The 22859-nt window shown below is 40.9% G+C and carries 38 protein-coding genes and 1 tRNA gene; 2 read left to right on the forward strand and 37 right to left on the reverse strand.

Annotated elements, in window-relative coordinates:
- Positions 1–466: 466 nt before the first annotated feature.
- From AB0P25_RS18580 to AB0P25_RS18605, 6 genes are all read right to left on the reverse strand, one after another.
- Positions 467–1000, reverse strand: coding sequence for a hypothetical protein (locus AB0P25_RS18580; protein ID WP_363809377.1), 534 nt, complete (start codon positions 998–1000; stop codon positions 467–469).
- A 47-nt stretch (positions 1001–1047) separates the two neighbouring features.
- Positions 1048–1968, reverse strand: a complete 921-nt coding sequence (locus AB0P25_RS18585) for a phage tail tube protein (protein WP_032053235.1) — start codon at positions 1966–1968, stop codon at positions 1048–1050.
- A 68-nt stretch (positions 1969–2036) separates the two neighbouring features.
- A complete protein-coding gene (locus AB0P25_RS18590; protein WP_000858628.1) occupies positions 2037–2234 on the reverse strand; it encodes a hypothetical protein in 198 nt (65 codons plus the stop codon).
- Entirely contained in the window at positions 2231–2761 is a 531-nt protein-coding gene (locus tag AB0P25_RS18595; protein WP_203080080.1) for a Rha family transcriptional regulator, read from the reverse strand. The genes AB0P25_RS18590 and AB0P25_RS18595 overlap by 4 nt, the downstream gene beginning before the upstream one ends.
- 160 nt (positions 2762–2921) lie before the next feature.
- Positions 2922–3317 carry a phage tail terminator-like protein gene (locus AB0P25_RS18600; protein WP_363809379.1) on the reverse strand — a complete coding sequence of 132 codons (396 nt, stop codon included), beginning with the start codon at positions 3315–3317 and terminating at the stop codon, positions 2922–2924.
- Position 3318: 1 nt separating this feature from the next.
- Positions 3319–3741, reverse strand: a complete 423-nt coding sequence (locus tag AB0P25_RS18605; RefSeq protein ID WP_363809381.1) for a hypothetical protein — start codon at positions 3739–3741, stop codon at positions 3319–3321.
- A gap of 77 nt (positions 3742–3818) precedes the next feature.
- Here AB0P25_RS18605 and AB0P25_RS18610 point away from each other — a divergent pair, with 77 nt between their 5' ends.
- On the forward strand, positions 3819–4631 hold the full coding sequence (locus AB0P25_RS18610) for an NUMOD4 domain-containing protein (RefSeq protein WP_032041130.1): 813 nt from the start codon (positions 3819–3821) through the stop codon (positions 4629–4631).
- Here AB0P25_RS18610 and AB0P25_RS18615 read toward each other — a convergent pair.
- From AB0P25_RS18615 to AB0P25_RS18765, 31 genes are all read right to left on the reverse strand, one after another.
- Positions 4628–5020, reverse strand: a complete 393-nt coding sequence (locus AB0P25_RS18615) for a hypothetical protein (RefSeq protein ID WP_363809383.1) — start codon at positions 5018–5020, stop codon at positions 4628–4630. The two genes, AB0P25_RS18610 and AB0P25_RS18615, sit on opposite strands and share 4 nt — an antisense overlap.
- Positions 5021–5023: 3 nt before the next feature.
- Positions 5024–5410, reverse strand: a complete 387-nt coding sequence (locus AB0P25_RS18620; RefSeq protein ID WP_363809385.1) for a hypothetical protein — start codon at positions 5408–5410, stop codon at positions 5024–5026.
- 56 nt (positions 5411–5466) lie between these two features.
- Positions 5467–5652: a hypothetical protein gene (locus AB0P25_RS18625; protein WP_363809387.1), complete on the reverse strand. Its 186-nt coding sequence runs from the start codon at positions 5650–5652 to the stop codon at positions 5467–5469.
- Between the two features lie 11 nt (positions 5653–5663).
- Positions 5664–6680, reverse strand: a complete 1017-nt coding sequence (locus AB0P25_RS18630) for a hypothetical protein (protein WP_363809388.1) — start codon at positions 6678–6680, stop codon at positions 5664–5666.
- 17 nt (positions 6681–6697) lie between these two features.
- Positions 6698–7423 carry a hypothetical protein gene (locus AB0P25_RS18635; RefSeq protein WP_363809390.1) on the reverse strand — a complete coding sequence of 242 codons (726 nt, stop codon included), beginning with the start codon at positions 7421–7423 and terminating at the stop codon, positions 6698–6700.
- An 84-nt stretch (positions 7424–7507) separates the two neighbouring features.
- Positions 7508–7714, reverse strand: a complete 207-nt coding sequence (locus AB0P25_RS18640) for a hypothetical protein (protein ID WP_363809391.1) — start codon at positions 7712–7714, stop codon at positions 7508–7510.
- A gap of 142 nt (positions 7715–7856) precedes the next feature.
- Entirely contained in the window at positions 7857–8942 is a 1086-nt protein-coding gene (locus AB0P25_RS18645; protein WP_363809393.1) for a minor capsid protein, read from the reverse strand.
- Between the two features lie 16 nt (positions 8943–8958).
- Positions 8959–10365, reverse strand: coding sequence for a DUF4055 domain-containing protein (locus AB0P25_RS18650; protein ID WP_363809395.1), 1407 nt, complete (start codon positions 10363–10365; stop codon positions 8959–8961).
- Positions 10365–11858, reverse strand: a complete 1494-nt coding sequence (locus AB0P25_RS18655) for a hypothetical protein (RefSeq protein ID WP_363809397.1) — start codon at positions 11856–11858, stop codon at positions 10365–10367. The genes AB0P25_RS18650 and AB0P25_RS18655 overlap by 1 nt, the downstream gene beginning before the upstream one ends.
- Positions 11859–11873: 15 nt before the next feature.
- Positions 11874–12404 carry a terminase small subunit gene (locus AB0P25_RS18660; protein ID WP_363809398.1) on the reverse strand — a complete coding sequence of 177 codons (531 nt, stop codon included), beginning with the start codon at positions 12402–12404 and terminating at the stop codon, positions 11874–11876.
- A 2-nt stretch (positions 12405–12406) separates the two neighbouring features.
- Positions 12407–12601, reverse strand: a complete 195-nt coding sequence (locus tag AB0P25_RS18665; RefSeq protein ID WP_363809399.1) for a hypothetical protein — start codon at positions 12599–12601, stop codon at positions 12407–12409.
- 3 nt (positions 12602–12604) lie between these two features.
- On the reverse strand, positions 12605–13123 hold the full coding sequence (locus AB0P25_RS18670) for a hypothetical protein (protein WP_363809400.1): 519 nt from the start codon (positions 13121–13123) through the stop codon (positions 12605–12607).
- A gap of 33 nt (positions 13124–13156) precedes the next feature.
- Positions 13157–13483, reverse strand: a complete 327-nt coding sequence (locus tag AB0P25_RS18675) for a hypothetical protein (RefSeq protein WP_363809401.1) — start codon at positions 13481–13483, stop codon at positions 13157–13159.
- 117 nt (positions 13484–13600) lie between these two features.
- Complete coding sequence (locus AB0P25_RS18680) at positions 13601–13828, reverse strand: hypothetical protein (protein ID WP_363809402.1); 228 nt, start codon at positions 13826–13828, stop codon at positions 13601–13603.
- 434 nt (positions 13829–14262) lie between these two features.
- A complete protein-coding gene (locus tag AB0P25_RS18685) occupies positions 14263–14508 on the reverse strand; it encodes a hypothetical protein (protein ID WP_032023290.1) in 246 nt (81 codons plus the stop codon).
- Positions 14509–14612: 104 nt separating this feature from the next.
- Positions 14613–14689: transfer RNA gene (locus tag AB0P25_RS18690), tRNA-Arg, on the reverse strand.
- Positions 14690–14943: 254 nt separating this feature from the next.
- On the reverse strand, positions 14944–15147 hold the full coding sequence (locus AB0P25_RS18695) for a hypothetical protein (protein ID WP_086399220.1): 204 nt from the start codon (positions 15145–15147) through the stop codon (positions 14944–14946).
- A gap of 2 nt (positions 15148–15149) precedes the next feature.
- Positions 15150–15590 (reverse strand): hypothetical protein, encoded by a 441-nt coding sequence (locus AB0P25_RS18700; RefSeq protein WP_363809405.1) that lies wholly within the window; start codon positions 15588–15590, stop codon positions 15150–15152.
- 10 nt (positions 15591–15600) lie between these two features.
- The gene (locus AB0P25_RS18705; protein ID WP_363809406.1) at positions 15601–15885 is read right to left on the reverse strand and encodes a hypothetical protein; all 285 of its coding nucleotides are present in this window, start codon (positions 15883–15885) and stop codon (positions 15601–15603) included.
- Positions 15885–16136 carry a hypothetical protein gene (locus tag AB0P25_RS18710; RefSeq protein ID WP_363809407.1) on the reverse strand — a complete coding sequence of 84 codons (252 nt, stop codon included), beginning with the start codon at positions 16134–16136 and terminating at the stop codon, positions 15885–15887. Before AB0P25_RS18710 ends, AB0P25_RS18705 begins: the two co-directional genes overlap by 1 nt.
- Before the next feature lie 3 nt (positions 16137–16139).
- On the reverse strand, positions 16140–16502 hold the full coding sequence (locus tag AB0P25_RS18715) for a hypothetical protein (RefSeq protein ID WP_363809408.1): 363 nt from the start codon (positions 16500–16502) through the stop codon (positions 16140–16142).
- The gene (locus AB0P25_RS18720) at positions 16499–16927 is read right to left on the reverse strand and encodes a hypothetical protein (protein ID WP_363809410.1); all 429 of its coding nucleotides are present in this window, start codon (positions 16925–16927) and stop codon (positions 16499–16501) included. Before AB0P25_RS18720 ends, AB0P25_RS18715 begins: the two co-directional genes overlap by 4 nt.
- Entirely contained in the window at positions 16920–17273 is a 354-nt protein-coding gene (locus tag AB0P25_RS18725; RefSeq protein ID WP_363809412.1) for a hypothetical protein, read from the reverse strand. Before AB0P25_RS18725 ends, AB0P25_RS18720 begins: the two co-directional genes overlap by 8 nt.
- Positions 17266–17526 (reverse strand): hypothetical protein, encoded by a 261-nt coding sequence (locus AB0P25_RS18730; RefSeq protein ID WP_363809414.1) that lies wholly within the window; start codon positions 17524–17526, stop codon positions 17266–17268. The genes AB0P25_RS18725 and AB0P25_RS18730 overlap by 8 nt, the downstream gene beginning before the upstream one ends.
- Complete coding sequence (locus tag AB0P25_RS18735; protein WP_363809417.1) at positions 17519–17857, reverse strand: hypothetical protein; 339 nt, start codon at positions 17855–17857, stop codon at positions 17519–17521. The genes AB0P25_RS18730 and AB0P25_RS18735 overlap by 8 nt, the downstream gene beginning before the upstream one ends.
- Entirely contained in the window at positions 17854–18090 is a 237-nt protein-coding gene (locus tag AB0P25_RS18740; protein ID WP_247124834.1) for a DUF3310 domain-containing protein, read from the reverse strand. Before AB0P25_RS18740 ends, AB0P25_RS18735 begins: the two co-directional genes overlap by 4 nt.
- Positions 18087–18575 carry a hypothetical protein gene (locus AB0P25_RS18745; protein WP_363809418.1) on the reverse strand — a complete coding sequence of 163 codons (489 nt, stop codon included), beginning with the start codon at positions 18573–18575 and terminating at the stop codon, positions 18087–18089. Before AB0P25_RS18745 ends, AB0P25_RS18740 begins: the two co-directional genes overlap by 4 nt.
- A 244-nt stretch (positions 18576–18819) precedes the next feature.
- Positions 18820–20193 carry a replicative DNA helicase gene (locus AB0P25_RS18750; RefSeq protein WP_363809420.1) on the reverse strand — a complete coding sequence of 458 codons (1374 nt, stop codon included), beginning with the start codon at positions 20191–20193 and terminating at the stop codon, positions 18820–18822.
- The gene (locus AB0P25_RS18755; protein ID WP_363809421.1) at positions 20190–20972 is read right to left on the reverse strand and encodes a replication protein; all 783 of its coding nucleotides are present in this window, start codon (positions 20970–20972) and stop codon (positions 20190–20192) included. The genes AB0P25_RS18750 and AB0P25_RS18755 overlap by 4 nt, the downstream gene beginning before the upstream one ends.
- The gene (locus AB0P25_RS18760) at positions 20969–21622 is read right to left on the reverse strand and encodes a phage antirepressor KilAC domain-containing protein (protein ID WP_363809422.1); all 654 of its coding nucleotides are present in this window, start codon (positions 21620–21622) and stop codon (positions 20969–20971) included. Before AB0P25_RS18760 ends, AB0P25_RS18755 begins: the two co-directional genes overlap by 4 nt.
- 32 nt (positions 21623–21654) lie before the next feature.
- The gene (locus AB0P25_RS18765) at positions 21655–21867 is read right to left on the reverse strand and encodes a Cro/CI family transcriptional regulator (protein ID WP_337080792.1); all 213 of its coding nucleotides are present in this window, start codon (positions 21865–21867) and stop codon (positions 21655–21657) included.
- 106 nt (positions 21868–21973) lie between these two features.
- Here AB0P25_RS18765 and AB0P25_RS18770 point away from each other — a divergent pair, with 106 nt between their 5' ends.
- Entirely contained in the window at positions 21974–22654 is a 681-nt protein-coding gene (locus AB0P25_RS18770) for a S24 family peptidase (protein ID WP_363809424.1), read from the forward strand.
- The last annotated feature ends 205 nt before the right edge of the window (positions 22655–22859 follow it).

Consider the following 22859-nt stretch of genomic DNA (forward strand, 5'->3'; position numbering starts at 1 on the left):
CATAAAACATACAATTTTTATGACAGAAAAACCCTCTTATCATTTGATAACAGGGTCTCTATAGGAACAAGGGTACGCACTAATGACATTTCTGTCAATAAGGAATCTTTACGGGAATGTCAAGAGAATAGGCGTATTATGTAACTTTAATCGCGCTAAATCACGTCGCAAAGTCTAGATTATGCACCGTAAGTCAGCATTTAAGCCTTCGTCGCTCGTTGCGTCGCCTTCTTATGCGCCTCATCCAAGAACATATCGTCAAGCGTAAAGATGCAGTCATTAAAGATGTATCGTTCAACAGGTAAGTCGTATTGCTCAACATAAGCATTAATTGCTGATATATCTAACGCCAGAGGAACACCTTGTTCATAGCGTCTAGATCGTGCAATTGTGTTATATGCTGACAGGATGACATTTGCTAAATAAGAATAGTCAGGCTTAGTTAAAACCTTAGTGTTGTTGAGATTTAAAGCTTTTGCGACTGCGCTTTGCTTTTTGCTGTAGTCGTTCGCTTCTTCTTCTGAGCCGAACTTTGCCCACTCGTAGAGGCTGACGACTTTCCCACAACATCATCTCGATATTTGTTTGCTTCAGCTTGGATCTTTTCAGATTCAGTACGGATAAATGACCAGATAGAAACGCCTAAATCACCCATATTGAGCAACTTATATGCATTCTCACCATTAAATGTTGGTTCTGTCTTTACCAGCTCACCTTCAAGCCCTTCTTCAACAAATACAACCCCTTTCCAGTCTTCTATTAGATGAGAAGCCACTGCTTCTAATACTAATTCATGGAAGAGTTTATCTTCTGCTGTAGCCTTTGCAACATCAAATCCTTTTGATGAAATTTGATTGTTTGCTCGTTCAAGTGCTACTTGATAAGGCTTGTACCCAATACCACGGATCTTGAACTCAGCAAGCACATTGCCGTCAGTATCTTTATATTCGCGCCACAAACTGACGTCTTTATTCCTTTGAATATTGACTTCAAGAGCCATGTTATATCTCCAAAAAAGAAGGCAGCAATTAAGCTGCCAAATCAGTATTAAGGCGTTGCTGGTGTACGGGTAATTGTTGGAGCTTCATCAACTACAGTGTAGTCAAAAGAAGTATTTAAGATGTCGCCTGTACCACCTGTTGGCAAACCTGCCGTAATTTCCACTTTAGGGATGAATAACTCGTATTCATTGCCTTCACTGTCTGTAATTGGCACACGTAAAGAAATATTGGCATTTGTGAATTGCTTAGCGTACATCTCAGAAGTGTTTTGAGACCAAGCTGCTGTAAATGAGCCTGTTCCTGCGGCAATCATTTCAAGAATCTTTTTAGGATCAATGCCACTACCTAAACAGCGTTGAACCTGCATTGAGTTATCCCAATTGAAGGTGAATGCTGTAATACATGAGATGCCAGCTTGAGAAACACCATCAATCAAAATATCTCCAACTGAAATGTTAGACATTTTAGGATTGTCATCGGCTGGTGTTACTGTTCCCAATGGAGGAGTAGTTGCACCTAAACGACCTAAAGCCATTAACCCGAAGGTCATGGTGATTAAGCCTTGCTCTGGAATATCAATTCCAAAGGTGTTTACATGAGCGCCTTTAAAAATGTGGTAGTCATTCACATCAGTGAAGCCACGGAGCACACTAAATGTTTGACGCACATTCCCACCAAACGTCAGAACATTGTTATCCCAATTATTGAAAGCAGCTGCGGCCATTAAGTCTTGAATCAATGGGCTGTATTTGGCTTCACACGTTAAATCACCAGCATATTCAGCACCAGTAATCATTGATGATCGGGCAATTCGCGAATCAGCAATCGAATTAGACGATTCTTTAGTAACCGTGGCATCTAATGCATTTTCGGTGAATTCAAATGTTTGACGATCAAATGGGCTTGGTGTAACCCCAATTGTTGTTTCTTTAGCTATTTGTGTTAGCTGACGTGCACCAGAACTCATCTAAGTTCTCCTTAATTTTCGGGCATTAAAAAGCCCTCGAATTGAGGGCGTTGGATTTGGGTATTTGGTTAAGGTATGCAGGCGTTTGGCAAAGGATCTATGAAGCCAGAATGCTGATTGTGTTCCTGAATAAGAGTGCCGAAGGTTGTAAACTTCAGCGCTAAGTTCCAAGCTTCTTCAATGGCTGCTTCTTTTTCTTTATAGGTCTCGCAATTCTTGAGTAGTTCAAGGCTGAACTGATATGCATACTCTTCGGTAGTTTTCATGCTAATCCACCATTTAAATCAAGCTGTGGCTGAAGCTGATATTCCAATTCCTTAATTTCATTCTCTAGCGGTTCTTTTTCCCATCGCCACTGGCCCATTGCGCTCGCACATCCACTGATTTGTGCTTTTCTGCCTTGGTGATAATTCGTTAGAGAGTTATATCTAGCCCATTTTGATTGGAAAACTTGACTGAGTTGATTAGCCATCCACTCAAATGCATCAATAAATTGCTCTTTAATGGCATCTGCTTTTTCACCATTGAATCCCATCACAAGGAACATGAAGCCTCGCTCAGTCATCTGGTAAAACCCTGTTTGTCGCTTTGTGTTTCCTATCTTCTTGTTTTCTAAGGTAAACGCAAAATTGCGCTCACGAAACTTAGTGGAGCACTTCATATTTTTAATGGAACGAAGAACATCTGAATGTCGCTTTCCAAATGCTTGAGCAACGGCATAACTTGTTGTTCTTGGCTCACCGTTATTATTGGTAACCAATGCTCGTAAATTCAATGTTGTCATCATGTTCATAAGAGTTCCTCTTACTAGCTCATGTTCAAAGAAAAGAACTGGCAGGCACACTGAACATGAAAAGTGTGCTTTTCGGGGATCAACCTAGCCAGTGGTTGCCTGAATTTCAGGCATAAAAAAACCTGCCACTAAGGACAGGTTCGTTTAAAAGTTAAATTCGTTAATTGACGCGATAATTTATTGAAATGTTGTACTGAATGAAGTCGCCATTACTTCCGAGGTTCTGTGCTTGACCTTGCAGTACTTCTAACTGGCCGCTCTTAAAGTATTCAAAATGAGCTAACCAAGCATCTGCAAGCTTTGTGATAGCAACTTCATGTGTGTTTAGCCGCGCCATGCAATTGATTGAGATAATTCCTGTTCTTCTTGTGCATGGTGTATCACCAATTGCAGCAATGATTGAGCCACCCCACAACACATTAATGTCACACCAAAGGCCATCAACGGGGACAGTAAAGTCTTTATTGGGATATTTAATTCGGCTCTGCTCAATACCAGTAAATGCCATTGCTCTAGTGATAATGGCCTGCCTTGCTTGATCTAATGTCATTGCCATTTTAGCCACCGTATTTCTGAGCAATATAGTTAAAAGTTAAACCGTAGACGCCTTGAGGAGCTTGTCTTGAGTATCCACCTGTTGTCTTTGGTGTTTCAGGCTTATCAGTGAAGTCACCATATTCAATTTTAGTCGCATAAGGTGCATTCGTTTGAATATAGACAACTGAATAAGGAACTAGGCGAGATAAAGCGCTTGTACCTTTGCTAATGGTTGAGCTACCACCTTTGTCCTTCTCTGCTTCATTAAAGGTCATGTCTGGCTGATTGATACTGACTCGGTGTGAAGCACGGAATGTTCCCTCATCAACAGGGCTTTGCATTACCACCCCACCTAATGCATCAATGACAATATCTTTCTGTTTTTTAGCTAGGTCTGCTTCAATTGTTTTAGTGAAGGCACTAGGTTTGCTTGTCCAACTCATATTTGCACCATCAATATTGTATAGGTAAATACCCTTCCATATGTTAAAATAACTTATTGTTAAAAAAGGTATTTCACATGGAAAATTGGAAAGCTGTTTTAGGTTATGAAGGTATTTATGAGGTATCTAATTTAGGCCGAATAAAGTCTTTAAGCAGACCAACAACAAATAAAATACAGCCATTTATTCAAGAAAAGATTCTCAAAACCCGAATTGGTAAAACGGGCTATGAAATAGTTGGGCTTAGTAAAGACGGAAAGCAGAAAACTTGCAAAGTTCATCGATTGGTTGCCTCTGCATTTTGCGATAATCCATTTAATAAGCCTCATGTTAATCACAAGAACGGCATCAAACTTGACAACCATTTTTCAAATCTTGAATGGGTCACTGCAAGCGAGAATGCTATCCATTCTTTCTCAAATGGGCTTTCGCAACCTACTGTTGGAGAAAATAGTTCATTAGCAACAATAACAGCACCGCAAGCCAACAATGTAAGAGAACTAATCCTAAGCAACATGCCTCTTAATGAGATTTCCACCTTAACCAATATACCTTTGAATATTGTTAACAGCATCCGATCAGGAAAAACTTGGGTGAATGCATCCACCCCTGAACTAGTCAAGAAATGCCGTGAGTATAAAAAACCAAAAAATCTCTACCACAGTATTAAACATTCTGAAGAATTTGTACTATTAATTATTTCTAGGTTGTTGGCTGGTGAATCTGTTTCATCAATCGCTAGGTCTTTAAAGCTCCAAAGACGTTATGTGAGCCTAATTAACAATGGGCAAACTAGAACTGAAGTGACACCTCATTGTGGGTCTAAGCCACCCTACCTTAAAAATAGCTTTGTCATGTCAGCAAAAAATCGACCAAAGGAAAGCGCCTAAACTTTCCTTAGCTGGCAGAACCAACACGAATCAGCCGCATCTTTTCCGTAGCTAACAACCCGATAATTACCACCATCAATCACCCAAATGTCATTAACATCTGGCTCAACTAAAGTTCCTGCTGCATCCTTCACTTCATTTTGCAGTAGCACGGCTTTAGAGTCTGTTGCTCGGTAATCTATAGGCTTCACCAAGTCTTTTAAATAAGAGCCAAATAGGACGCCTCTACCGCTATATACATATTCGGTGTAAGTATCTTCACCTGTAGCGGGATTAGATCCAGTTAGCTTCTTCCGAGTACAAGTGAAGGAATCAACTGCATCAGCAAGCTCATCCTCAGCATCAAAGGCAGCACCAATTTCTTGCTGAATCTCATCACGCATTCCCATGACTTACTCCGTAATAACATAAGTATTGATGTGATACTTCTCGCTAAAGAATGGCTCAAGCAGATCAAGGATGAATTGCATATCGCCACTTACTGACTCTTCTTTTCCTGCAACATAGGTTTTGCTTACAGATGTGCCTGATTGAGCAGATACGGTCTTAGATGCAACTACACCCTCTTTGGTTGTATATAGCTGCCCTGCTGCTGCAAGTTTTGCTAAATAAGCTCCAGCTGTAAGAATTGAATCTGGCACTTCGCCTTCTGGATAGTCGGGTAAATTTCTAGCATTAAGCCACGCATTAGCCTGCATTACAGCAATAACCGGATCACCGGCTCCCCACCAGTCAGGCCCTAGCTTTTGAGTCACACTTTCGACTGTTACATAGTTCATAGCTTAATCCTAAAAATCTAATTAAGAAGGACGACCCGAAAGCCGCCCTGCTTTAGTTATGCACCACCATTCAGCGGTGCTTCTGGCACAGGGACCGCCACTTCAGGGTCCTTAATGCCATAGTCACCCGCTGTTTTGGCAGGGTCAAACATGGTGCCTGCTGCTAATGTGTCAGTTGCATCATCAACATATCGGCGGTCAGTTGGGTATTGGTATTTGTAGTCTGGTTGCTTCTCAGCCATGACTGCTCTCCTTAAAGGTTAGTAATTAAGAAACGGATTGAGGTGTCTTCAACTGATGAAACAAGATTCCAGTTTTCCGCTTTCTGCAAATCAGCCCAAGATGCGCTTAATGACTCACGAGCAGTACCACCCGTTAAAGTATCTTTCGGAGCAATGAAGCTAAACCCTTGTGGATGGATAAGCATGTTGCGACGAGTCCAAAGGATTTCATGGCCTGCACCATTACCAGTTGATTGAGTCTCTTCAACTTTCAAGTCTTTAGCACCAGGCACAGAGTCATACGCAAATGCACGTGGACCAGCCAGAATGGTGATGAACTTAGCATTAGCACCTGTACCAATTTGCGTATTGGTATCTGTTTCAATGACTGCGCGACCGTTGTAAACAGTGATTGGAGGCAAGTTATCGCTTGTGGTTACTTGTTCAAGTAATTGCTGCTTACGCATCTTCGCAGCAATACGTGAATGCACGAACATCACACCACGTCCACGTAATGAAGCATTCATTGTGCTTTCGGCATCAATATATGCATCTACTGACCAACGTGACGCATCTGTAGCTGTTGCTAATGAGATATCAGTAGTGAAACGCTTGCCGTTCGCTTGGTCATAATTACGTAACCCAATTACTGTTGCTAGAGCACGATTTTCAGCAGCTTGCTGCCAATACTTATTCAGCATTCCACCGATCAACTCAAGTGAATTAACTTTTGATAAGTACTGTCCTAGAACTGACTCGACGAAGCCTTCGTTCATGAAAGCTACACGGCCTTGCATCTCGCCCGCATCAATAAAGCGAGGCATTGCAATATCAGTCAAGATAGTGTTGCCGTAGTTTTGTTCAACATTGCCATCCACACCGTTAATGTATGGAACAACAAACGTTGAAGAACCACTTGTTAGCAATGGACGTAAAGATTCATCAGAAACAAATGCACCTGATTGCACTAGTGGCGAAACTGCCACAGGGTTTGGACGTAAATAAGATAAAACTACGTCACGGTTAAATACTTCTACTAAAGAAGGCATGGAGTTACTCCCAATAATTAATTATTAAATTCGCCATTCGCCATTGCTGTTTGGAATCCTTGAGGATCATTCTTTTGGAATTCCAATCGCTCTTGCGTGGTCATTTCACTTGGTTTCTTGGCAGCTCCACCACCTGAACCACCGCCAGAAGCCCCACTTCCTGACGCATTTGAAGCAACAATTAATGGCTTAAATGCCATGTTGCTGCGAAACTCTTTTTTGAGGTCATCAATACTTAAAGCACTAGGTTTGCCCTGCGAATCTAGAACACGTACCTTGACCTCCCCGTTTTCATCAGTTTCAACTTGAAGACGGTTTGTAATATGTGGAAGCAATACTGCCTCCGAGCCTTTGATAGAAAGCTCACTTGCTAATGATTGTGCTGTTTGCCCGACAGTTAATTTGTAGACTTGGTCTTGCAATGCTTTGGTTGCTTCCGCATGTTTAGCTTCGGCCTGATCAAGCTTGGCTTGCCAAGATGCTTCTAATGCAGCTACATCGCCTTTTTTCCGCGCTGCTTCTTCAGCTTCTTTTCGGGCTGCTTCTTCAGCTTCGCGTTGTTTTTGCTGAGCTGTTTTCTTTTCACCAAGAAGTTCTTCAACTTTCTTTTTTAGGCCATCAAGTTCTGAGTTATCTTGCTGCGGCAGACCTTCAACTTTTAAATAAAATGCACCGTCTTTTTCTTCGTAAAGTGCCTTCATTTCATCAGATAAGCCCTCTAGGCTATCGAGTTTGTATTTCATGTTTTGCTCCCTGAGCGGTTTTGCAGTCACAAACTGCGGGCAATAAAAAAGCACCCTTTCGAGTGCTCTTAATAGAATTAGGTTTTACTTTTCAGAAACTGGTTTGCTGGCATCTTCAAGGTTCTTCAATGTGTTGTTCACTGCCTTAGCAGTCCTTCCATACACATCTTTGCCATTTGCAGAATCAACAGGAATCATCACTGTATCTACAGTTGCGGTTACTACAGTTGAGGCAGCCGATACAGTAGCTTTTGTAAGGCTTTCAAGTATTCCGAACATTTCTTTTCTCACAATAAGTAAAGCACCCGACGGTGCTAAGGTTTAATTTATTTAGTAGGCTTGTTAATTCTTCTAAGCCATCGACGCAATCTGAACTTACTTCGCGTTGAAAGTCTTGAAAGCTCTAATGAGCCTTCGCCTGTTAAATCAAAGATCATAATCCCAACCTCTTAAACATTTCTTCATCAAGCTTTTTGAGTTCAGCAAGTGTGAATGGCTGACCAGTTAAAGGATCTACAAACTTATCCAATGAGTATTTCCCCTCTTTGAATAGTTTGTATCTTGTTGGTCCAAGCCAAGACTTTTGAAAAGCTGCATCCTGTTTATCAAACCAGCCTTTGAAAGTTGTATTTGAATCAACAACACCAATTTCGCCTTCACCATTCACTTTATTGTTGAATGGTCGCATGCCGATTGTCCTACCTGAATCATCAGAAACAGGAATCAGAATCGATCTACAGTTCGGGTGAAGTGGCGGCACTGGATGAGGCTCATCTTTCTTGTAAACCTTGTCTGAGTAACCCATACAGATTTTAGAAGTTCGACTATCCAGTGTTGCAATGAACTTCACATACTCAACTCCAATAGCAGTGTATGTTTCATTCAAGGCGACATTAGACACATGACTCCGAGCAGTACGTACCATGGTAGATATCTGGTTTCTACTCTGATCAAGCAAGCCATCTTGGTAATTAAGTGCTTTCTTACCCTTAATTCGCTGAACAATTTGTTGATTTGTCTGGTCTTGAGATAAACCATCTCGAATAGTCTGCTCTACCCTCACGCGGGTATCATCCGCAATTCGCGCAAAGATAGAGTCAAGTAAGACGCCACCACTTAAAGGCGTTTTCTTTGCCTTATTTAATAGCGTCTTTCCATTTTGCTCTATTTTGCGATTGGCGAGAGTTTTGGCCTGATATGTAGCTTCGTATATCGCCAGCGCTGTTGCGCTTACTGTGAAGCTCTCAAGCAATCCTGAGGCTACACTTGCCTGCCAAGTCTGAACTAATGTTCTAACTTCTTTCAAAGCAGCCGTTGTGTACTGCCCTGACATCAATGCTGTCTTTTCAGCATCGCTCAAGTCATCCAATAAATCTCTTAACTTTGAAAGCATCTCGTTAGAGAGCGAATCAAACTGTTTTAAGAGGTCATTGATTTCAGTAGATGAGAGACGGTAAAGATAAGCCTGATGTGATACCAAAGCATCAAGAAGTGCCTCTTGTGACAACTGGACGTTCATTTGTCACTCCTGAGATTTAAACCACCATAGGTCGATTGACTGACTCGCTTTCGATACGTGTTTGCTCATCTTCAAAGCTAATTTCTGGCACTTTCCCAGTTGTAAGCAGCTCATGGAATGTTTCCATACTCATTCGATTAGCAAGCACCATTTCCCAATAGAATTTAAGCGTATCAAGGTCAATATTGCCTTTAGCAAAATCTTGCTTAATCGTGAGTTTGGCTTTAGTGCCGCTTCCGTAATATGCAGCACACCATTTAAGCGCATATTCCATCGCCTCATTGGTATTTGCTACACACAAAGAAAGAACACTGTATTGAGCAAGCTTTTCATTGTTGGATTGGGTAGCTGTCTTGTTGACCTGCTCGGTCTCAAGAATCTTTGCTCCCATCGCCTGCATGTACTTTTCTTTAGCATCCATAGCTTGTTTGGCTAGGGTGCTTTCAGTTACTTGCTTGTAGTCAAATGATGATCCTTTTGGAAGCATTAAAGGATTCTTAGAACCTAAGCGAACACCATTTTTCTGCAACCAGTCGCGCCAACCTTCATCAAGTTCATTAATAACTGGTTGGGCTTGACCACAAATGAAAACCATCTCTTCATAGCTTGCGCTGTTCTGATAGTGGGCCAAGTTCATCGTGACAATCGGTTCTAATGGGATTGGATCAATATTCCAATCATTAGCCAAAGCCCCCAAAGGAATAAAAGGAATTTCATTCCATCTTTGGCCTAATGAATTCGTTGGATAGAAGATATTCCCACCCTTTAGTTCACCTGATTGATCAGTATAAATCTGTACGTAGTATTCATTCTTTTCATCAAGGCGAAGTACACGGTAAATATTGATTTCTTTCTTAGAGAATTCGTCTTCTGGATCTTTTTCCGTAGTCTTCTCATGCAAGACAATAAGTTCAGGCTTATAGACCGAACCAACTCGTTTCAAACTCCAATTGATAATACTTAATGATTCATAAAATACGATCGTTGGGCGAATACCCAAGCTCTCAGCTTGTTGTAAAGAAACATTGCCGTCGGTAGTCGGATAATCTACAAACAAACCACCACGTGCATGCTTTAGCAGCCCTTGAACTGAAGACTGAGCAACTTGATAAATTGACTTACCTGTCCCATCTGCATCGTATTTAAGAAAATCCATTCCATCTGGCTCGAATGTTGGATCCTCAGCAAATACCACACCGACCATCTTGTTTAATGTGTCCTTAGAAATCTCATAAAACACCGCACGGGTTAAGTAAGCTAAATAATATTGATCATTCTGCGCCAAGTCAGACGATACATTGGGTTTAGGTAAATAAAGTTCCCCACGTTCTTTAACTTTGGTGGAACCATCACAGACATCGTCGATAGTTTTCCAACGCTTTTTCATGTCTGCATAAGCTTGATGTTCAGTATTAACTGGCATTAGTAAACCATTCCTATATCTAGTGATCTTGCTACGACCTTTTTACCCATAGCCACAGCAAACATACGGAAACCATCAGCACCGTGTGAGTGAATGTCATGAAGAGGATTGTCTTTCCAACATCCAAGCTTGTCATTCCACTCTTTTCGGTAGTTCTCGAGATGAGTAATACCTTCTGCACATTTGTATTCATCAAATTCGCATAGGGGTAGAATCTCACGCACCTGCTCAATACCATCCATTACGGTGATACTTGGCACTACTTCGAAATTAACTGAGTACTTCTCACCGTCATCAAGTACATAGCCTTCTTTGGCAATGTCTAGTCGAGACTTACCATCATTCATAAGTGAACGGTTTTTGATGTCGTGCGGGGCGTAATGCTTGCTGTACTTGTAGCCTTTGTCTTTAAGCACCTTAAAATAGTGCCGCATCCCTTCGCCTGAGTTTTCGTAGTAATCAATAACTTGGTAGCAAGTATCTGATAGCTTCCGAATAAACCAGATAACCATGGAATCTGAGACACCCAAGTCCCAAAATGTCATAACAGGCAAATGATCATTAGAAGGCAATACACCAATGCGTTTATTGGTATACAAGAATTTAAATTGGTTCTTGTAGTAAGCACCTTCAACAGATTGTGCAAAAGCTTCACTAGGAATACTTGGATATTCCCGTTTCATATCCTCGCCAAGCGTTTTCTCTTTTGAGTGATACCAAGCTTTTTGTTTGGCCGTTGTTTTAATGTTGTGCTTTGCTTCCAGCTCTTCAAAGTATTGAACTAGACGTTGTGGGATTTCTTCAGTTGGTTCAATTTCATAATCAGCATTCTTCCACCAGGAGAAGAAAAAGAACTTCCAATCAAGCGGACTAAGTTTTTTGCTGAGTAATAGTAACTTTTCAGCTAATTGGCAAAATTCGTAGAAGTAGCCGCTTTTACCTTCGGCTGTACTTTCGAGGGTGATACGACCTTTAAGACTGACTGCTTCAAATGCACCAGTAACAATCTCACGGGCTTTATCTGGAAACTTCGCACAGATCTTACCGAACTCAGACACATGTAATCGGTCTAATGTTCCTCCACGGAAAGAGGTTGATACTGTGATTGATCCACCTTTAACAAATACAAGCTCATCCTTGGTTTGAATTTCTAAAGGATTGGCTGCTTTTATTAAATGAGGCAGTCGATCATAAGCGTACTTAACTTTTTCACGGAACAGGCGCTTCGCATCATGTAATGTGTGGGCGATCAGTGCACACTTATCAGACATGAACAATGCAGCATCTAACTGAATCATGCACATCTCAGTAGTAAAGCCCAACTGACGCGCCTTCAAGATGATGTTACGGGTCCACTCATTTTCGAAGTATTCAAGCTGCTCAAGTGTCATCTTGAACTTAACTTGTTTGCCTTCCTTATTTGTTATGAAGTAAAGATTATTTAAGCGCCACAACTGGTCTTTAAGTTTCGCTTTATGCTCAGGATTCAGCATGGCTACTCCTTAAAATTAATCACCCTCGCTTAATTCATCCATTAATTCAGATACAGACTGAATCTCAATTGTTCCCGAATGCTCTACTTTGTCTTTAAATGCTCCGACAGAAATGTGTTTACCGAGTAATTCAAGGTTTTTAACTTTGTCGGGCCATTTAATTTTTCGCATCCATCCCGCACTGTCAGTAATTTCCATATTTTCAATACTGTTGACATATTGGCGCCAAATAGGAGGCCACTCATCTAATGGCTTCATATTCAACTTCTCGTCCATGATGTCTAAAACATCCATCTTGTCAATTTCTACAAGACGTTTGAGCACATAGTCTGCATCCACATCAACGCGTTTGAGTCGCTGCCCATTTAAGTATGCAATGCGCTCTTCAACTTCCTCACGTTGCAGCACATCCCAAGCATGTTGACGAGTTTTAAAACCTACTGCTTTGCCAGCTTCTTGTGAACTTAATGTTTTTAAATATTCGTGGCAGAACTTTTCGTGACGCTCATTCTCTAAAGGTTCTGCGCCTTTGATTTGTTCTTCCATTTTTACTCCATGATGTGTGCTAAATGTTCAAGCAGCTTTGCTCGAGCAATCTCTTGTAATTCTTTATCATTAGCCATTGTGGCTGTTTTATGCAGTTCGGTGTACATTGGCAAGCGCTCTAATGCCAATTTGTGTAGACGCTTTTTCTTATCTGCATCTATTTGCTTTTGTGTTCGTGGTGGTTCAATCCAGTACATATCTCACTCCAACACATACTTAAGATCATCAGGACACTTCAAATAAACACCAAGCTCTGTATTGGCAAAAGCATGCAACTTATCGCAGAACTCAGAAAACTGTTTCTTGGTTGCATCTCTTGAACGCACATGATCTTTGACAAACATTCTGACGATGCGTTGATACTGTGCTGTGTGTATTTTCTTTTCTTCACCATCGAGTGTTTTTATTACATCTCGATAAGCTAATACAGCCTCGTATGCTTCTTGCGTTTCTGCATTATCTCTAAGATAGATCTTCGCCAAAAACTTCTTTTTCATTTCATATTTGATTGACTCAGCACTATCTCCAGTGCGCTTAGCCATTTCACCAAACCACATATGAAGAAGCCTATTCTGAGCCTTTGAACGATCTTTCTCTTGAGGTGCAATCAATACAACCAAAGGCTTCCCTTCGCTTGCTGCCTTAGCATGATTATTATTAAGATAGCCAATTACATAGTTGATGTCAGAATGGTTTTTGATGACGAATCGTGGTTCCATTTTGACCTCGCAAAAAAACCACCCGAGGGTGGCTTAACAACCTGTTGGTTGCGCAACAGCACGAACTAGGGCCATGATGCCTGTCTGAATGTCAGTTTTCCCAATTGCTGCCCAGCGTAATGGCTCAGCTACTTTGAAGCGTTCATATTCTTGCCATTCAACACTTGCAAAGTCATTTGGAGCTAACTGGGCGCGTTTAGCTGCTGCTTGTTTAACTTCTAAATCTGTGTTTAAGCGGTTTGCTAATTCAGCCTGAAGTTCAAGTAATTCCGCACCTTTTTCTTTGATGCGATTCATTAGGTCAACTTCTTCTTGAGAAAGTTCACGATAGCCTTTGATTTTACGATGTTGGTTTTCCATTTTAATTCTCACAAAAAAAGCCCATCATTTCTGACAGGCTCTGCATTTCAGGACTTAAGACTTATCTATCCATAATTACAGGTAGATGCCTTTCACATTAGTCTCGAGATGTGGTGTTTAACCACGATAATCATCATTTCCGTAGTTTTCAAGCTTTATTAAATCTTCATGTGTATCTGAAAGTAAAAGCTTAAATGATTTAGCCAATTCAACCAGATCAGCAGCACGCGCACCGACTTCTGGAATATTAGTGTGATTAATAATGCACTGGTTTTCAGCAATAACCTTTTCTGCGAACTCGAATGCTCGTTCAATCATTTTAGCCTTTGTTGCTTTAGTTCCCATCAGAAAACCTCTTCATTGTTAATTAAATTAAGCATCCGCTCTGTTTTTTCTAACCAACCATCAAATAGAGCTTCTGATTCTTGTCTTGTGCCTAGTTGATATGTGTCGAATAGGAAATGGCACTTATGGCAGAGAGGCACTGTAAACGCATCTGAGGCCTTAATTCCTTTACCCTTGCCATGCTTGCCTGAATTAGAATGAGCTGCTTGTGAGTGAGGATAGCCGCATCTAACGCAGGGTAGCGCTCTTATTTCGTTTAGCCTCTTTGTCGAACGCATTTTCTAGATTCTCTATTCTGGTTCTGAGAGTATTTACTTCACGCTGACATTCAGTCTTAAACGTATGGCTGCTGAATAAATGGTTATAGCTTTCTAACCGACTAAGATTACGTTTATAGATTTCTAAATTCTTCTTCGCTTCGATTGTGTCCATGTTCACCCCAAGAAATGCCAGAATATCCAAATTATTGCAGCACAGAATGCAAGCCAAATGCCGACCTTAAAACCCTTAATGAACTGAGGCTCTTCAAAACCTTCCATGAATTCTTCATGCAGTTCATTGTGAGCAGTGTTCCACTCATAAATGTCTTGCTTCTCTTTAGGAGTCATATAGATCTGAGCTTGCTTTTTTGTATGTGCCTTGGCAGCCAATCGTTTTGCTTTCTTTTGTTTTCGATTCATAAATACCCCAATCCATTTGACTTAGATGAAGTGAGCTACTCCTTAGCTTTGATATCCACTTTGGCAAGAGGCTACATCTATGCAGCACACTTCTCTAAATTAAATGGCACGCCATGCAGGACTCGAACCCGCATCAATCACACTAGAATTATGATGTCTTATCCAATTAGACGAATGGCGTAAAAAAGAAAACCCCGTCATTGACAGGGCTATAAACACTTAATCTTTCCACACTTTCTGCATTCTTTCTGATTGAACATGTCTGAATCATATTCCCAAACATGTATGCAAAAGACCTGCTTAATTATTCGGAGCATGTGAACCTCCAAAAAGCAAAAAGCCCACGATTAAGTGAGCTTTTGAAATAACGCTAGTGAACCTGACTACTCAAGCGCACTATACCAGAAATATATCATTCCGCGTTTAAACGGTCAACTACTTTACGTCTTGATAGTGAAATACGACTAAAGCTGAAAACTTGAGCTTACCCTCAAACATATAATTTGTGTATGAAGTATTGGCAATCGTAGCTAAATAATTTCGGTCAAAATTTTCCTCTTTAAGTTTTTCATTAATTTTATTTGCTAATTCAGTTGGTGAGTTTTCAGTTATTGAAAATACATGAGATGCTTTAATCATTTTTACACCATTGTTAGAAAGTTATATTTACCAAGAAGATAGAATCTAGCACAACTAACCATGATATTCACTTGGCCTTTAGACTGATTTGTGATCCCTGCCACTGCACTTAAGGAACGGTTCTCAACCTTATGTTTGACTAGGCACATCACTGCAAACTTAGTCGTGTAATCAACCTTATCCGATTTGAATACCCCTCTTAAAAGTGATTGAATGTGATCTGCCTCAAAGTCATTAATCTCACAACGAATGTAAGCCTTACCTCGTGGCGCTTCTTTCCCCGCTTCACGCATCAACCAATAGATCTGATTGATATGCAATCCATCTGGCAAATCCCCTCCTTTCATGCGCACAGTTTCACACCAAGCGCCGAACTGCTCTAGCCATCCATCAATTGTGTATTTATTCCAATCCATTACTGGTGTTACTACTGCCGCATTCATACCGTCACCCCTAATTATTACTTATTAAACTAATTGCCTGGTCTATGCTCTCAACTACAAAGACTTTGCCGCGCCATGATTCATGCCATTCGATTTGATCAGGAGTAAGCTTTCTATCCGACTTGTACTTCTGACCGTCTTTAATTTCCATTAAGTAGTTAGTGCCTCTAAACCCTACAAGCAGATCCGGACATCCTTTTCCAGTTGAAGCAAGCGACTGAACACTTGCCCCAACTTGGCGTAGAGCTTTGACAATCTCGTTTTGATTTGCATCAATTCTTGCTGCTCTACGCATTATTTCAGAAGCTCCTGAATTTGACGTTGTGCATACTCAATGCCATCAGCAAATCCTTGAGAATGCATATCAGCAGTGTTCTTCCACTCTGCCCATTTCTGGTTAAACAACTCATCGAAATGGTTGTCTAACTTGATTAACTTCTGCTTGATGTGCTTATTCACATCCTTTGCAATTGTTGGTGTATAACCTCCACGCTTAGCATTCTTAATCTGCTTCGCATAGTTTTGAGCCTCTTTGAATGTGGTCATTGGTCACCCCATTGCTTTCTTGATTTCATGAATACAGAACTTCAAAGCAAACACTCTCTGATCATTACCGCTCTTTAGGTTCTGCTCTTTCGCCAATTCAAGTTGATTAACAAGCTGACTAGCTGCATTTCTTAACTTGTCGTTTTCAATCTTTGAGTTATGTAATTCTTGAGCTAGACGATCCACTTCTAAGATTGCTTGCTCTCTTGTTAGCTCTTGGTCAGCAAAGCAAGTTCCGCCTGCATGGCAATAACCGTCTGCGCCACAGTAAGGGCTTCCACCCTTACAGCGCATAACAGCATTAGCCCATGTGTCGTCGTTCTTACTTAGCAAGTCGTGCTCACATGGGATCTTGATTGCTTTCACCCTTCCCCCTTGAGCGCTTGCTCTAACTCAATTGCAATACGGCCATAGATTGTTGATTGTTCCCATTCTTTAAGCTCAAGCTCTTTTTCTTCATCTAAGTAGTCTTGGATCAGTTGCTTGACCGCATCCACCCGCTTTTGCAGCTCTGCCTTATCCTTTGCTAACTGAGCTTTAAAACCACACTCACGTTCATGCGCTTCTGCAAACGTATCTACATCTTCATAAGCCTGTTTAAGTTTGCCTTCCAGCTCCTCCACTTTCGCTTGCTGGTGCTGAAATGTGAGCCATGCACTATTTATTATTTCGTTTTCATACTCATTCCGATGATTTAAATTAAGATCTGAATCAGTGAAATACTCGAAAAAGTACTGCGTTGTTTTAAACCAATCTTCAAACTCATCTCTACACTTATCCATCTCAAACATCCTTTGATTTACACAGCGGGCTGATGCGGTTTTCTATGTGGGAGTCGTCGCCTAGGTCATGCGTGATGTCTTTACCTGGATCAAACCCCATGGTCACAACACCTAGATCATTTAGTTTGATGCCGTAGGTAACTTCCATCTTGATGTCATTAAGTGGATGGCCTGCTTTAATCTCGTCTTCTGATGCATGTTCAATCTCAGACAGTTTGTATCCAGACAAACCAATCGACTTACCTGCTCTACTGATCACATCCACAATGGCTTTTTCACCAGTCACCTTGTAAATGATCATTAATCCACTATGGCCTTGGGTTTTAACCCAGTCACCCGCTTTAAACTCACTCATGGCTGGCTCCTTTTGCATGCTTTGCGAATTGTGTTTTTACTTTTTCTACAACTTCGTCCACTGTCCATGGTTCACGAGAACCAGCAAGACCATGTTCAATCAATACCCCAAGAATTCGTCGCATTCCCTGCTCGAATCGATCCTTACGAACAACATTGCCGTCCTTATCAAACTCAAGCATGTCTATGGTCAATTTTGGATCTTGAAACTCTGGCTTACGAAGATCCATTTCAGTTACTTGACGTTTACTCACCCCCGCCTCCGTATATTGATTCGTGGTCGCGGATGGCTTGAGCCAAGCGCTCTACAGTTTCACCAATTCGATATTCATGAAGTTCTGGTGCATGCATCCATTTTGTGTGTTCTTCGATTACATCATGAATTCCACCAACCTTAGTGATGATGTCCAAAGACTCCACCAGACGCATTAACTCGATAATTGACACCGCATCGTATGAAGGTATGTGCTTTGAAAGCTCCAAGGTCTTAGCATTTACATACAAGCCGCCATACGCCTTAGCCTCTTCAATGCAATCCTTAACAGCATCTAGGCCTTGCTCACGAATAAACTGTTCTGGTTTCATACCGCCTCCTTGTCATGTCCTGTCATGATCTCTAAGCGTTTAATCTCATCATTGATATACCAGACAGCCTTTTGTAGATCTTGGATTTGGCTATCTGAATCTTTTAAACCATTGCGCCATAAATACTTGATTGCATTACCAATATTAAAGTTACGGTGTCTCGTGATCTGGATACACTCAATTCCACTTGGATCACTGGTGTAATGCTTAGGGTGATTAACATTGTCATTCATGCCACTTTCTCCAAATGCCCGATTAAGCTATCTAGCAACTTAGCTGCACCATTGACTTGTTTAACCATTGCCACACACTCAGCACGTGCAATTGCTTTGACTGCCTTCCATGAATCGTCATAGTCTGCGTCTAGTTCTTTGATCCAGTTCTTGGTGACTCCGATCCAGCGAGTCTTAATGCCACCTGCATTCATCTTGATGTGCTTAGCGCCATTTAGTACTTCATGCATCGACATGGTTTTATCGAACTTCCATTCCATTTCGCATTCAGAAGTACGGCCATCATCACACTCAAGGTATGTGGTAATTTTCAGTGTCCAAACCTGTTTAGGCTCAACTCGCTTAGTGTTGAATAATGGGTAAAAACTACCTTCAAAGATTTGAAGCATTTCTTCATTTGTAGGATCACGACCTAAGCCTTCTAACCATTCAGCACTAGAAATAACTTCCCACTCTGCATGTAGGCTTCTTTTAATTTGTTTCATGCTACAAACTCCCCTTTTACGTTTAGCAAGTCCTTTGCGTACTGAGACGCTTTGTAGGTTTTGTATGAGTCTTTTTCTAAGTAGCCGCTTTTAACTAAATCCTGTACATAACATTGGATTGTGTTTTTAGGCGCCTCTAACACATAGTCATGCAGGTCATTCAAAGTGAAAGGTTCTGTTGCATGAGTAGCAAACAACAAAATGTCTAATACGTTCTGGAATGTCTCAACTCTTCTTATTGCTTTCACGCTGCACCTCTCTCTTCCATTGATTGGTAATACTCAGGGCTTAAGTCAGCGAAAGTTGCGCGTGACAAGTCAGTAGCTAATCGAACTGTGCCAATCGAGCCATTCCGAGCTTTACCTATGATGATTTCTGCTGTACCTGCTTCTTTAGAGTCCTTGTTGTAGACTTCATCGCGGTAAATAAACATGATGATGTCTGCGTCTTGCTCTAAGTCGCCTGATTCTTTTAGATCTGCGTTTACAGGGCGTTTGTTTGGTCGTGTTTCCAAATTACGGTTAAGCTGAGCTAATGCCACTACAGGACAATCAAAGTCGCCTGCCATGCGTTTAAGTTCATTTGAGATTTCGCCAATGTCCTTGTCTGAACGGCCAAAGTTGTTTTTGGTGAGCGGAGTAACTTTCTGGATGTAATCAACAAAGATGGCACCAAGCTTCCCGTATTTAGCAACGACCTTCTTTGCTGATCTGCGGATAGTTGCCACAGTTGCACGGTTGTTGTCATCGATCATCAAAGGCGCTTTTTCAAGAACAAGAGCAGCATTATTCACCTTCAACGTATCATCGCTATTTGGGTCGATATGGCCTGTTAAAACTTTGCGTAGCTCTACACCACCAATACCGCTAATTAAGCGCTGTGCGATCTGTCTGCCCTTCATTTCGATTGAGATGAAAAGAACCGGCAAAGACTGGTTGATCATCATGTCTGCTGCGATATTTTGAGCAAACGTTGTCTTACCCATTGAAGGACGCGCACCGATGATGACTAGATCGCCTTTGCTGATTTCACCTAGTTTGTTGTCTAGTGCAGTGAACCCAGTCTTGATACCACCCTCATATGGCATTTGGTTATGAATAGCCATATGGCGATCAAGGAACTCTTTCACAGCTTCTTTAGAGAACTCATGAGCATGTTTAAGCTTTTCTTCTCCTGCACCAAAATCTAAGTTTTGAACAAGTGATTGTGCTTTGTTCACGGCAGATTCAGCAGTGTGAGTTGCCATGTCGTTAGCGATTGAGCTAATTAACTTACTAGTCTCTTGAAGCTTTCTGCGAGTAGAGAAATCTTTAAGCTTTTTGATATGAGTTACTAACAAACTCACGTTGCTTGCACGGTTCATGAGGTTCACAAGGAACTGCTCATCGATTTGGTTTGCTTCAAGCGGATTAGCTTTAATCAACTCGAATACAGTCACCTCATCAAATGCTTCACCCTTGTTCAATTGGCTTTTGATGTGGGCAAAGATGATCTGGTGTTGTGATGCGTAGAAATCTTGTGCATCGATCTGAGATATAAACTCATCTGCTGCCTGATCGATTGTCATGAACGTAGACAAGATGCTTTGCTCAACAGGGATAGAAAATAATTCAATCATTGGTCCATCCCCTTAAATTTCTTAGCAACACCTTTGAATTGAGCTGCTGGTTGTTCAGGGATGATCTGTTGAGTTTGGTTCTCTACAATTTGTTTTTGATATGTATGAAGATCAATGTTTTGCAACCAAGTAGCTCGGAAGCCTTTCCAATCGCGATCAATACAAATTTTAAGAATTAGATTTACATCAAATCCTGATTCCAAAAGTTGCTGTTCAAATGTCTCAAAAGCGGTTTGTGTATTAGACGCCTTCTTGGTTTTGCGAACAGCTAACCAGTCATTAATTAACTGATCGTTTGCACCTAGTTTTTTAAGTGCTTCAACAAATGAAAATTTAGCTTTTGAATCACTAATTACATTTGTTTTTGTATTAGTTGTTTTTATATTGTTTTTGTGTGTCGGTATTTCCGACAAGTTACTATCTGAAAAATCGACAGCAGTGTCGGTATTTCCGACAGCTGAAATTCCGCTAGCGGTTTTTCCGACAGCAATAATATTGTCAGTTAAGATGTATTTTGATGGGCGATTTTGGAAAGCTATCTTCTCAACAATACCCATTGAAATTAACTGCTCAACACCACCTAAAACAGCATCTTTTTTATAACCTGTACCTTCCACAAGTTGTGAAATACTGATGTTATCGTTCGATTTGTTCCAGCCACGGGTTTTGCGAACAATGAATAGGTAGCAAGGCAATGCAGCACCTTTCATCTGTGCCATAAAGCCATTGTCTACAAGATCATTTGGCAACATGAATGCATTTGAGATGAAATTACTCATATAATTCCCTCACTTGCAAACTTATTGAAAACCCATTGTTCGCCTTTAGTTGTGAACATAGGTTGTGCAAAGCCGAGAGCAGTTTCTTTTAGTTCACCTAAGCCTTGATCAATAAACCATTGTTGAAATACACGACCACGCTTAACGCAACGGTTGTACACATCGAATGACTCTAAGATCTTATTAAAAGCAACTGCCGACTTCTTAAACTTTTGAGCCAATTGCGTTGCGTTCATAAGGTTTTGACGTTCAGCCAAAGCATCATAGAAATCTACTTTTGGCGCTGCTAACTCTAGTTTTTTCGCTTGATCAGCAGCTAATTGCAAAGCTTCTGCAAATGATTGTGGAACAGCTGATGCTGATTTGATTTCAAGTTCATGAAGTCTCTTGATAACGCGAAACCGTAATTTGATGCTATAGCCAGTTATTAAAGTTTCTACCAAGTCTTTTGTGAGTTGGTATTCAACATAAGTTTGGCCGTTTTGGGGGTGTGTCCAGTTTTGGGCATACCCTTCTGGACTAATTTCAAGCTCACCAAACATGTTCAAACAATCTCGCAAAACATGTTTGTGTTCCTTTCCAGTTAGATCGGCTATCAACCGACTAGACATCGTCAACTGTTCATGATTTAATTGCTTTAACAAATGCATGTTTAAATCTCCAATGGTTTAGACATAAAGCCTCAGTTATTTGCCGTAACTGGGGCTTTTTTGTTTTCAAAGATCTGATAAGGGATTTCAGGATTTAATAAAGCCAACTTCGCAGCAGCCTCATCTGGAATGAATTTCCCCCACTGACTTACAGCTTGACGAGTTATCCCTAAAACACCTGCAAGAGCAGATTGATTGCCGCGATAACAGTCAAGTGCATCCTTTTTTCGCATAATGACGTTCATAGGTAACTCCACTTCTGATATTTCTTAGTAAAGCATAGTTGACAGTAATTGACAAGCATGGTTTACTAAAAACAGGTTAAGCTAGCTTTACTTTTTGGCTATTTCAATGATTTATTTCACAATGAACACTTTGCAAGAACGTATTTCGATTGCATTTAATTATGCGAAACAGAAGGACAAGACAGTTTCAAAGACTAATCTGGCTACTGCGTCAGGCGTATCACGTCAAGCAGTTAGCCAGTGGTTTACTGGAGCTACTAAGTCTCTTGACTCTACTACTCTGTTTAAGGTTGCTACTTACCTCAAAGTAAGGCCTGAGTGGCTTGATGGTCAGGGCGGAAGCATGGTGGACATTGGCGGGGAACTGACAACAAACGTATCTGAGATAGGTGCACGATTGGTGGATGTGCCACTTATATCTTGGGTACAGGCTGGAGATTGGAAGAATGGACAGCTTGAAAATTTAGGTCGCAGTGAATATCAAATGGTATTAAGCATTTTTGACACTGGACAGAACGGTTATGCTTTACGTGTTGAGGGTGAATCAATGTCACCTAATTACATGCAAGGCGATATTATTTACATTAATCCTGACAAAGTACCTGAACATGGCAACCGTGTCATAGCAAGTACCTCTATCGGGATTACCTTTAAGGAGTTAGTTATAGAAGATGGCGTACATAAGCTCAAAGCGTTAAACCCAGAATGGCAACCTAAATATATGCCTTGTGAGGATGGCTGTTATATTTTAGGGGTCGTTGTAGGCACAGTAAGACCAGAGAAGTAGTAAAAGAAAAGTTAGCCAAACCCAACCCGCGAAAGCGGGTTTTTTATTGCGTCAATCATACTTAAATCTAATCAAGCATAATTTACAATTATTTTGTCAACCACGCTTTACACTCTTGTCTCTATCAAGTATGCTTTACACATGATCAATAAAAAAGCTCACTAGACATTCGACCGACAGTGAGCTTTGCATTACTTGCGGAGAT

The sequence above is a fragment of the Leifsonia sp. NPDC077715 genome (assembly GCF_040686855.1).
In the GTDB taxonomy this organism is placed as follows: Bacteria; Actinomycetota; Actinomycetes; order Actinomycetales; family Microbacteriaceae; genus Leifsonia.

Excerpts from the sequence above, each read along its gene's own strand:
- AB0P25_RS18650 (WP_363809395.1), bottom strand. The coding sequence starts at position 10,365 with ATGCCAGTTAATACTGAACATCAAGCTTATGCAGACATGAAAAAGCGT.
- AB0P25_RS18610 (WP_032041130.1), top strand. The coding sequence starts at position 3,819 with ATGGAAAATTGGAAAGCTGTTTTAGGTTATGAAGGTATTTATGAGGTA.
- AB0P25_RS18700 (WP_363809405.1), bottom strand. The coding sequence starts at position 15,590 with ATGAATGCGGCAGTAGTAACACCAGTAATGGATTGGAATAAATACACA.
- AB0P25_RS18685 (WP_032023290.1), bottom strand. The coding sequence starts at position 14,508 with ATGAATCGAAAACAAAAGAAAGCAAAACGATTGGCTGCCAAGGCACAT.
- AB0P25_RS18665 (WP_363809399.1), bottom strand. The coding sequence starts at position 12,601 with ATGTACTGGATTGAACCACCACGAACACAAAAGCAAATAGATGCAGAT.
- AB0P25_RS18615 (WP_363809383.1), bottom strand. The coding sequence starts at position 5,020 with ATGGGAATGCGTGATGAGATTCAGCAAGAAATTGGTGCTGCCTTTGAT.
- AB0P25_RS18760 (WP_363809422.1), bottom strand. The coding sequence starts at position 21,622 with ATGCATTTGTTAAAGCAATTAAATCATGAACAGTTGACGATGTCTAGT.
- AB0P25_RS18765 (WP_337080792.1), bottom strand. The coding sequence starts at position 21,867 with ATGAACGTCATTATGCGAAAAAAGGATGCACTTGACTGTTATCGCGGC.
- AB0P25_RS18680 (WP_363809402.1), bottom strand. The coding sequence starts at position 13,828 with ATGGGAACTAAAGCAACAAAGGCTAAAATGATTGAACGAGCATTCGAG.
- AB0P25_RS18755 (WP_363809421.1), bottom strand. The coding sequence starts at position 20,972 with ATGAGTAATTTCATCTCAAATGCATTCATGTTGCCAAATGATCTTGTA.
- AB0P25_RS18595 (WP_203080080.1), bottom strand. The coding sequence starts at position 2,761 with ATGAACATGATGACAACATTGAATTTACGAGCATTGGTTACCAATAAT.
- AB0P25_RS18635 (WP_363809390.1), bottom strand. The coding sequence starts at position 7,423 with ATGAAATACAAACTCGATAGCCTAGAGGGCTTATCTGATGAAATGAAG.
- AB0P25_RS18705 (WP_363809406.1), bottom strand. The coding sequence starts at position 15,885 with ATGCGTAGAGCAGCAAGAATTGATGCAAATCAAAACGAGATTGTCAAA.
- AB0P25_RS18750 (WP_363809420.1), bottom strand. The coding sequence starts at position 20,193 with ATGATTGAATTATTTTCTATCCCTGTTGAGCAAAGCATCTTGTCTACG.
- AB0P25_RS18620 (WP_363809385.1), bottom strand. The coding sequence starts at position 5,410 with ATGAACTATGTAACAGTCGAAAGTGTGACTCAAAAGCTAGGGCCTGAC.
- AB0P25_RS18745 (WP_363809418.1), bottom strand. The coding sequence starts at position 18,575 with ATGAAACAAATTAAAAGAAGCCTACATGCAGAGTGGGAAGTTATTTCT.
- AB0P25_RS18625 (WP_363809387.1), bottom strand. The coding sequence starts at position 5,652 with ATGGCTGAGAAGCAACCAGACTACAAATACCAATACCCAACTGACCGC.
- AB0P25_RS18630 (WP_363809388.1), bottom strand. The coding sequence starts at position 6,680 with ATGCCTTCTTTAGTAGAAGTATTTAACCGTGACGTAGTTTTATCTTAT.
- AB0P25_RS18735 (WP_363809417.1), bottom strand. The coding sequence starts at position 17,857 with ATGAAACCAGAACAGTTTATTCGTGAGCAAGGCCTAGATGCTGTTAAG.
- AB0P25_RS18585 (WP_032053235.1), bottom strand. The coding sequence starts at position 1,968 with ATGAGTTCTGGTGCACGTCAGCTAACACAAATAGCTAAAGAAACAACA.
- AB0P25_RS18645 (WP_363809393.1), bottom strand. The coding sequence starts at position 8,942 with ATGAACGTCCAGTTGTCACAAGAGGCACTTCTTGATGCTTTGGTATCA.
- AB0P25_RS18580 (WP_363809377.1), bottom strand. The coding sequence starts at position 1,000 with ATGGCTCTTGAAGTCAATATTCAAAGGAATAAAGACGTCAGTTTGTGG.
- AB0P25_RS18710 (WP_363809407.1), bottom strand. The coding sequence starts at position 16,136 with ATGACCACATTCAAAGAGGCTCAAAACTATGCGAAGCAGATTAAGAAT.
- AB0P25_RS18725 (WP_363809412.1), bottom strand. The coding sequence starts at position 17,273 with ATGAGTGAGTTTAAAGCGGGTGACTGGGTTAAAACCCAAGGCCATAGT.
- AB0P25_RS18660 (WP_363809398.1), bottom strand. The coding sequence starts at position 12,404 with ATGGAAGAACAAATCAAAGGCGCAGAACCTTTAGAGAATGAGCGTCAC.
- AB0P25_RS18770 (WP_363809424.1), top strand. The coding sequence starts at position 21,974 with ATGATTTATTTCACAATGAACACTTTGCAAGAACGTATTTCGATTGCA.
- AB0P25_RS18740 (WP_247124834.1), bottom strand. The coding sequence starts at position 18,090 with ATGAATGACAATGTTAATCACCCTAAGCATTACACCAGTGATCCAAGT.
- AB0P25_RS18590 (WP_000858628.1), bottom strand. The coding sequence starts at position 2,234 with ATGAAAACTACCGAAGAGTATGCATATCAGTTCAGCCTTGAACTACTC.
- AB0P25_RS18670 (WP_363809400.1), bottom strand. The coding sequence starts at position 13,123 with ATGGAACCACGATTCGTCATCAAAAACCATTCTGACATCAACTATGTA.
- AB0P25_RS18675 (WP_363809401.1), bottom strand. The coding sequence starts at position 13,483 with ATGGAAAACCAACATCGTAAAATCAAAGGCTATCGTGAACTTTCTCAA.
- AB0P25_RS18655 (WP_363809397.1), bottom strand. The coding sequence starts at position 11,858 with ATGCTGAATCCTGAGCATAAAGCGAAACTTAAAGACCAGTTGTGGCGC.
- AB0P25_RS18605 (WP_363809381.1), bottom strand. The coding sequence starts at position 3,741 with ATGAGTTGGACAAGCAAACCTAGTGCCTTCACTAAAACAATTGAAGCA.
- AB0P25_RS18695 (WP_086399220.1), bottom strand. The coding sequence starts at position 15,147 with ATGATTAAAGCATCTCATGTATTTTCAATAACTGAAAACTCACCAACT.
- AB0P25_RS18600 (WP_363809379.1), bottom strand. The coding sequence starts at position 3,317 with ATGGCAATGACATTAGATCAAGCAAGGCAGGCCATTATCACTAGAGCA.
- AB0P25_RS18720 (WP_363809410.1), bottom strand. The coding sequence starts at position 16,927 with ATGTTTGAGATGGATAAGTGTAGAGATGAGTTTGAAGATTGGTTTAAA.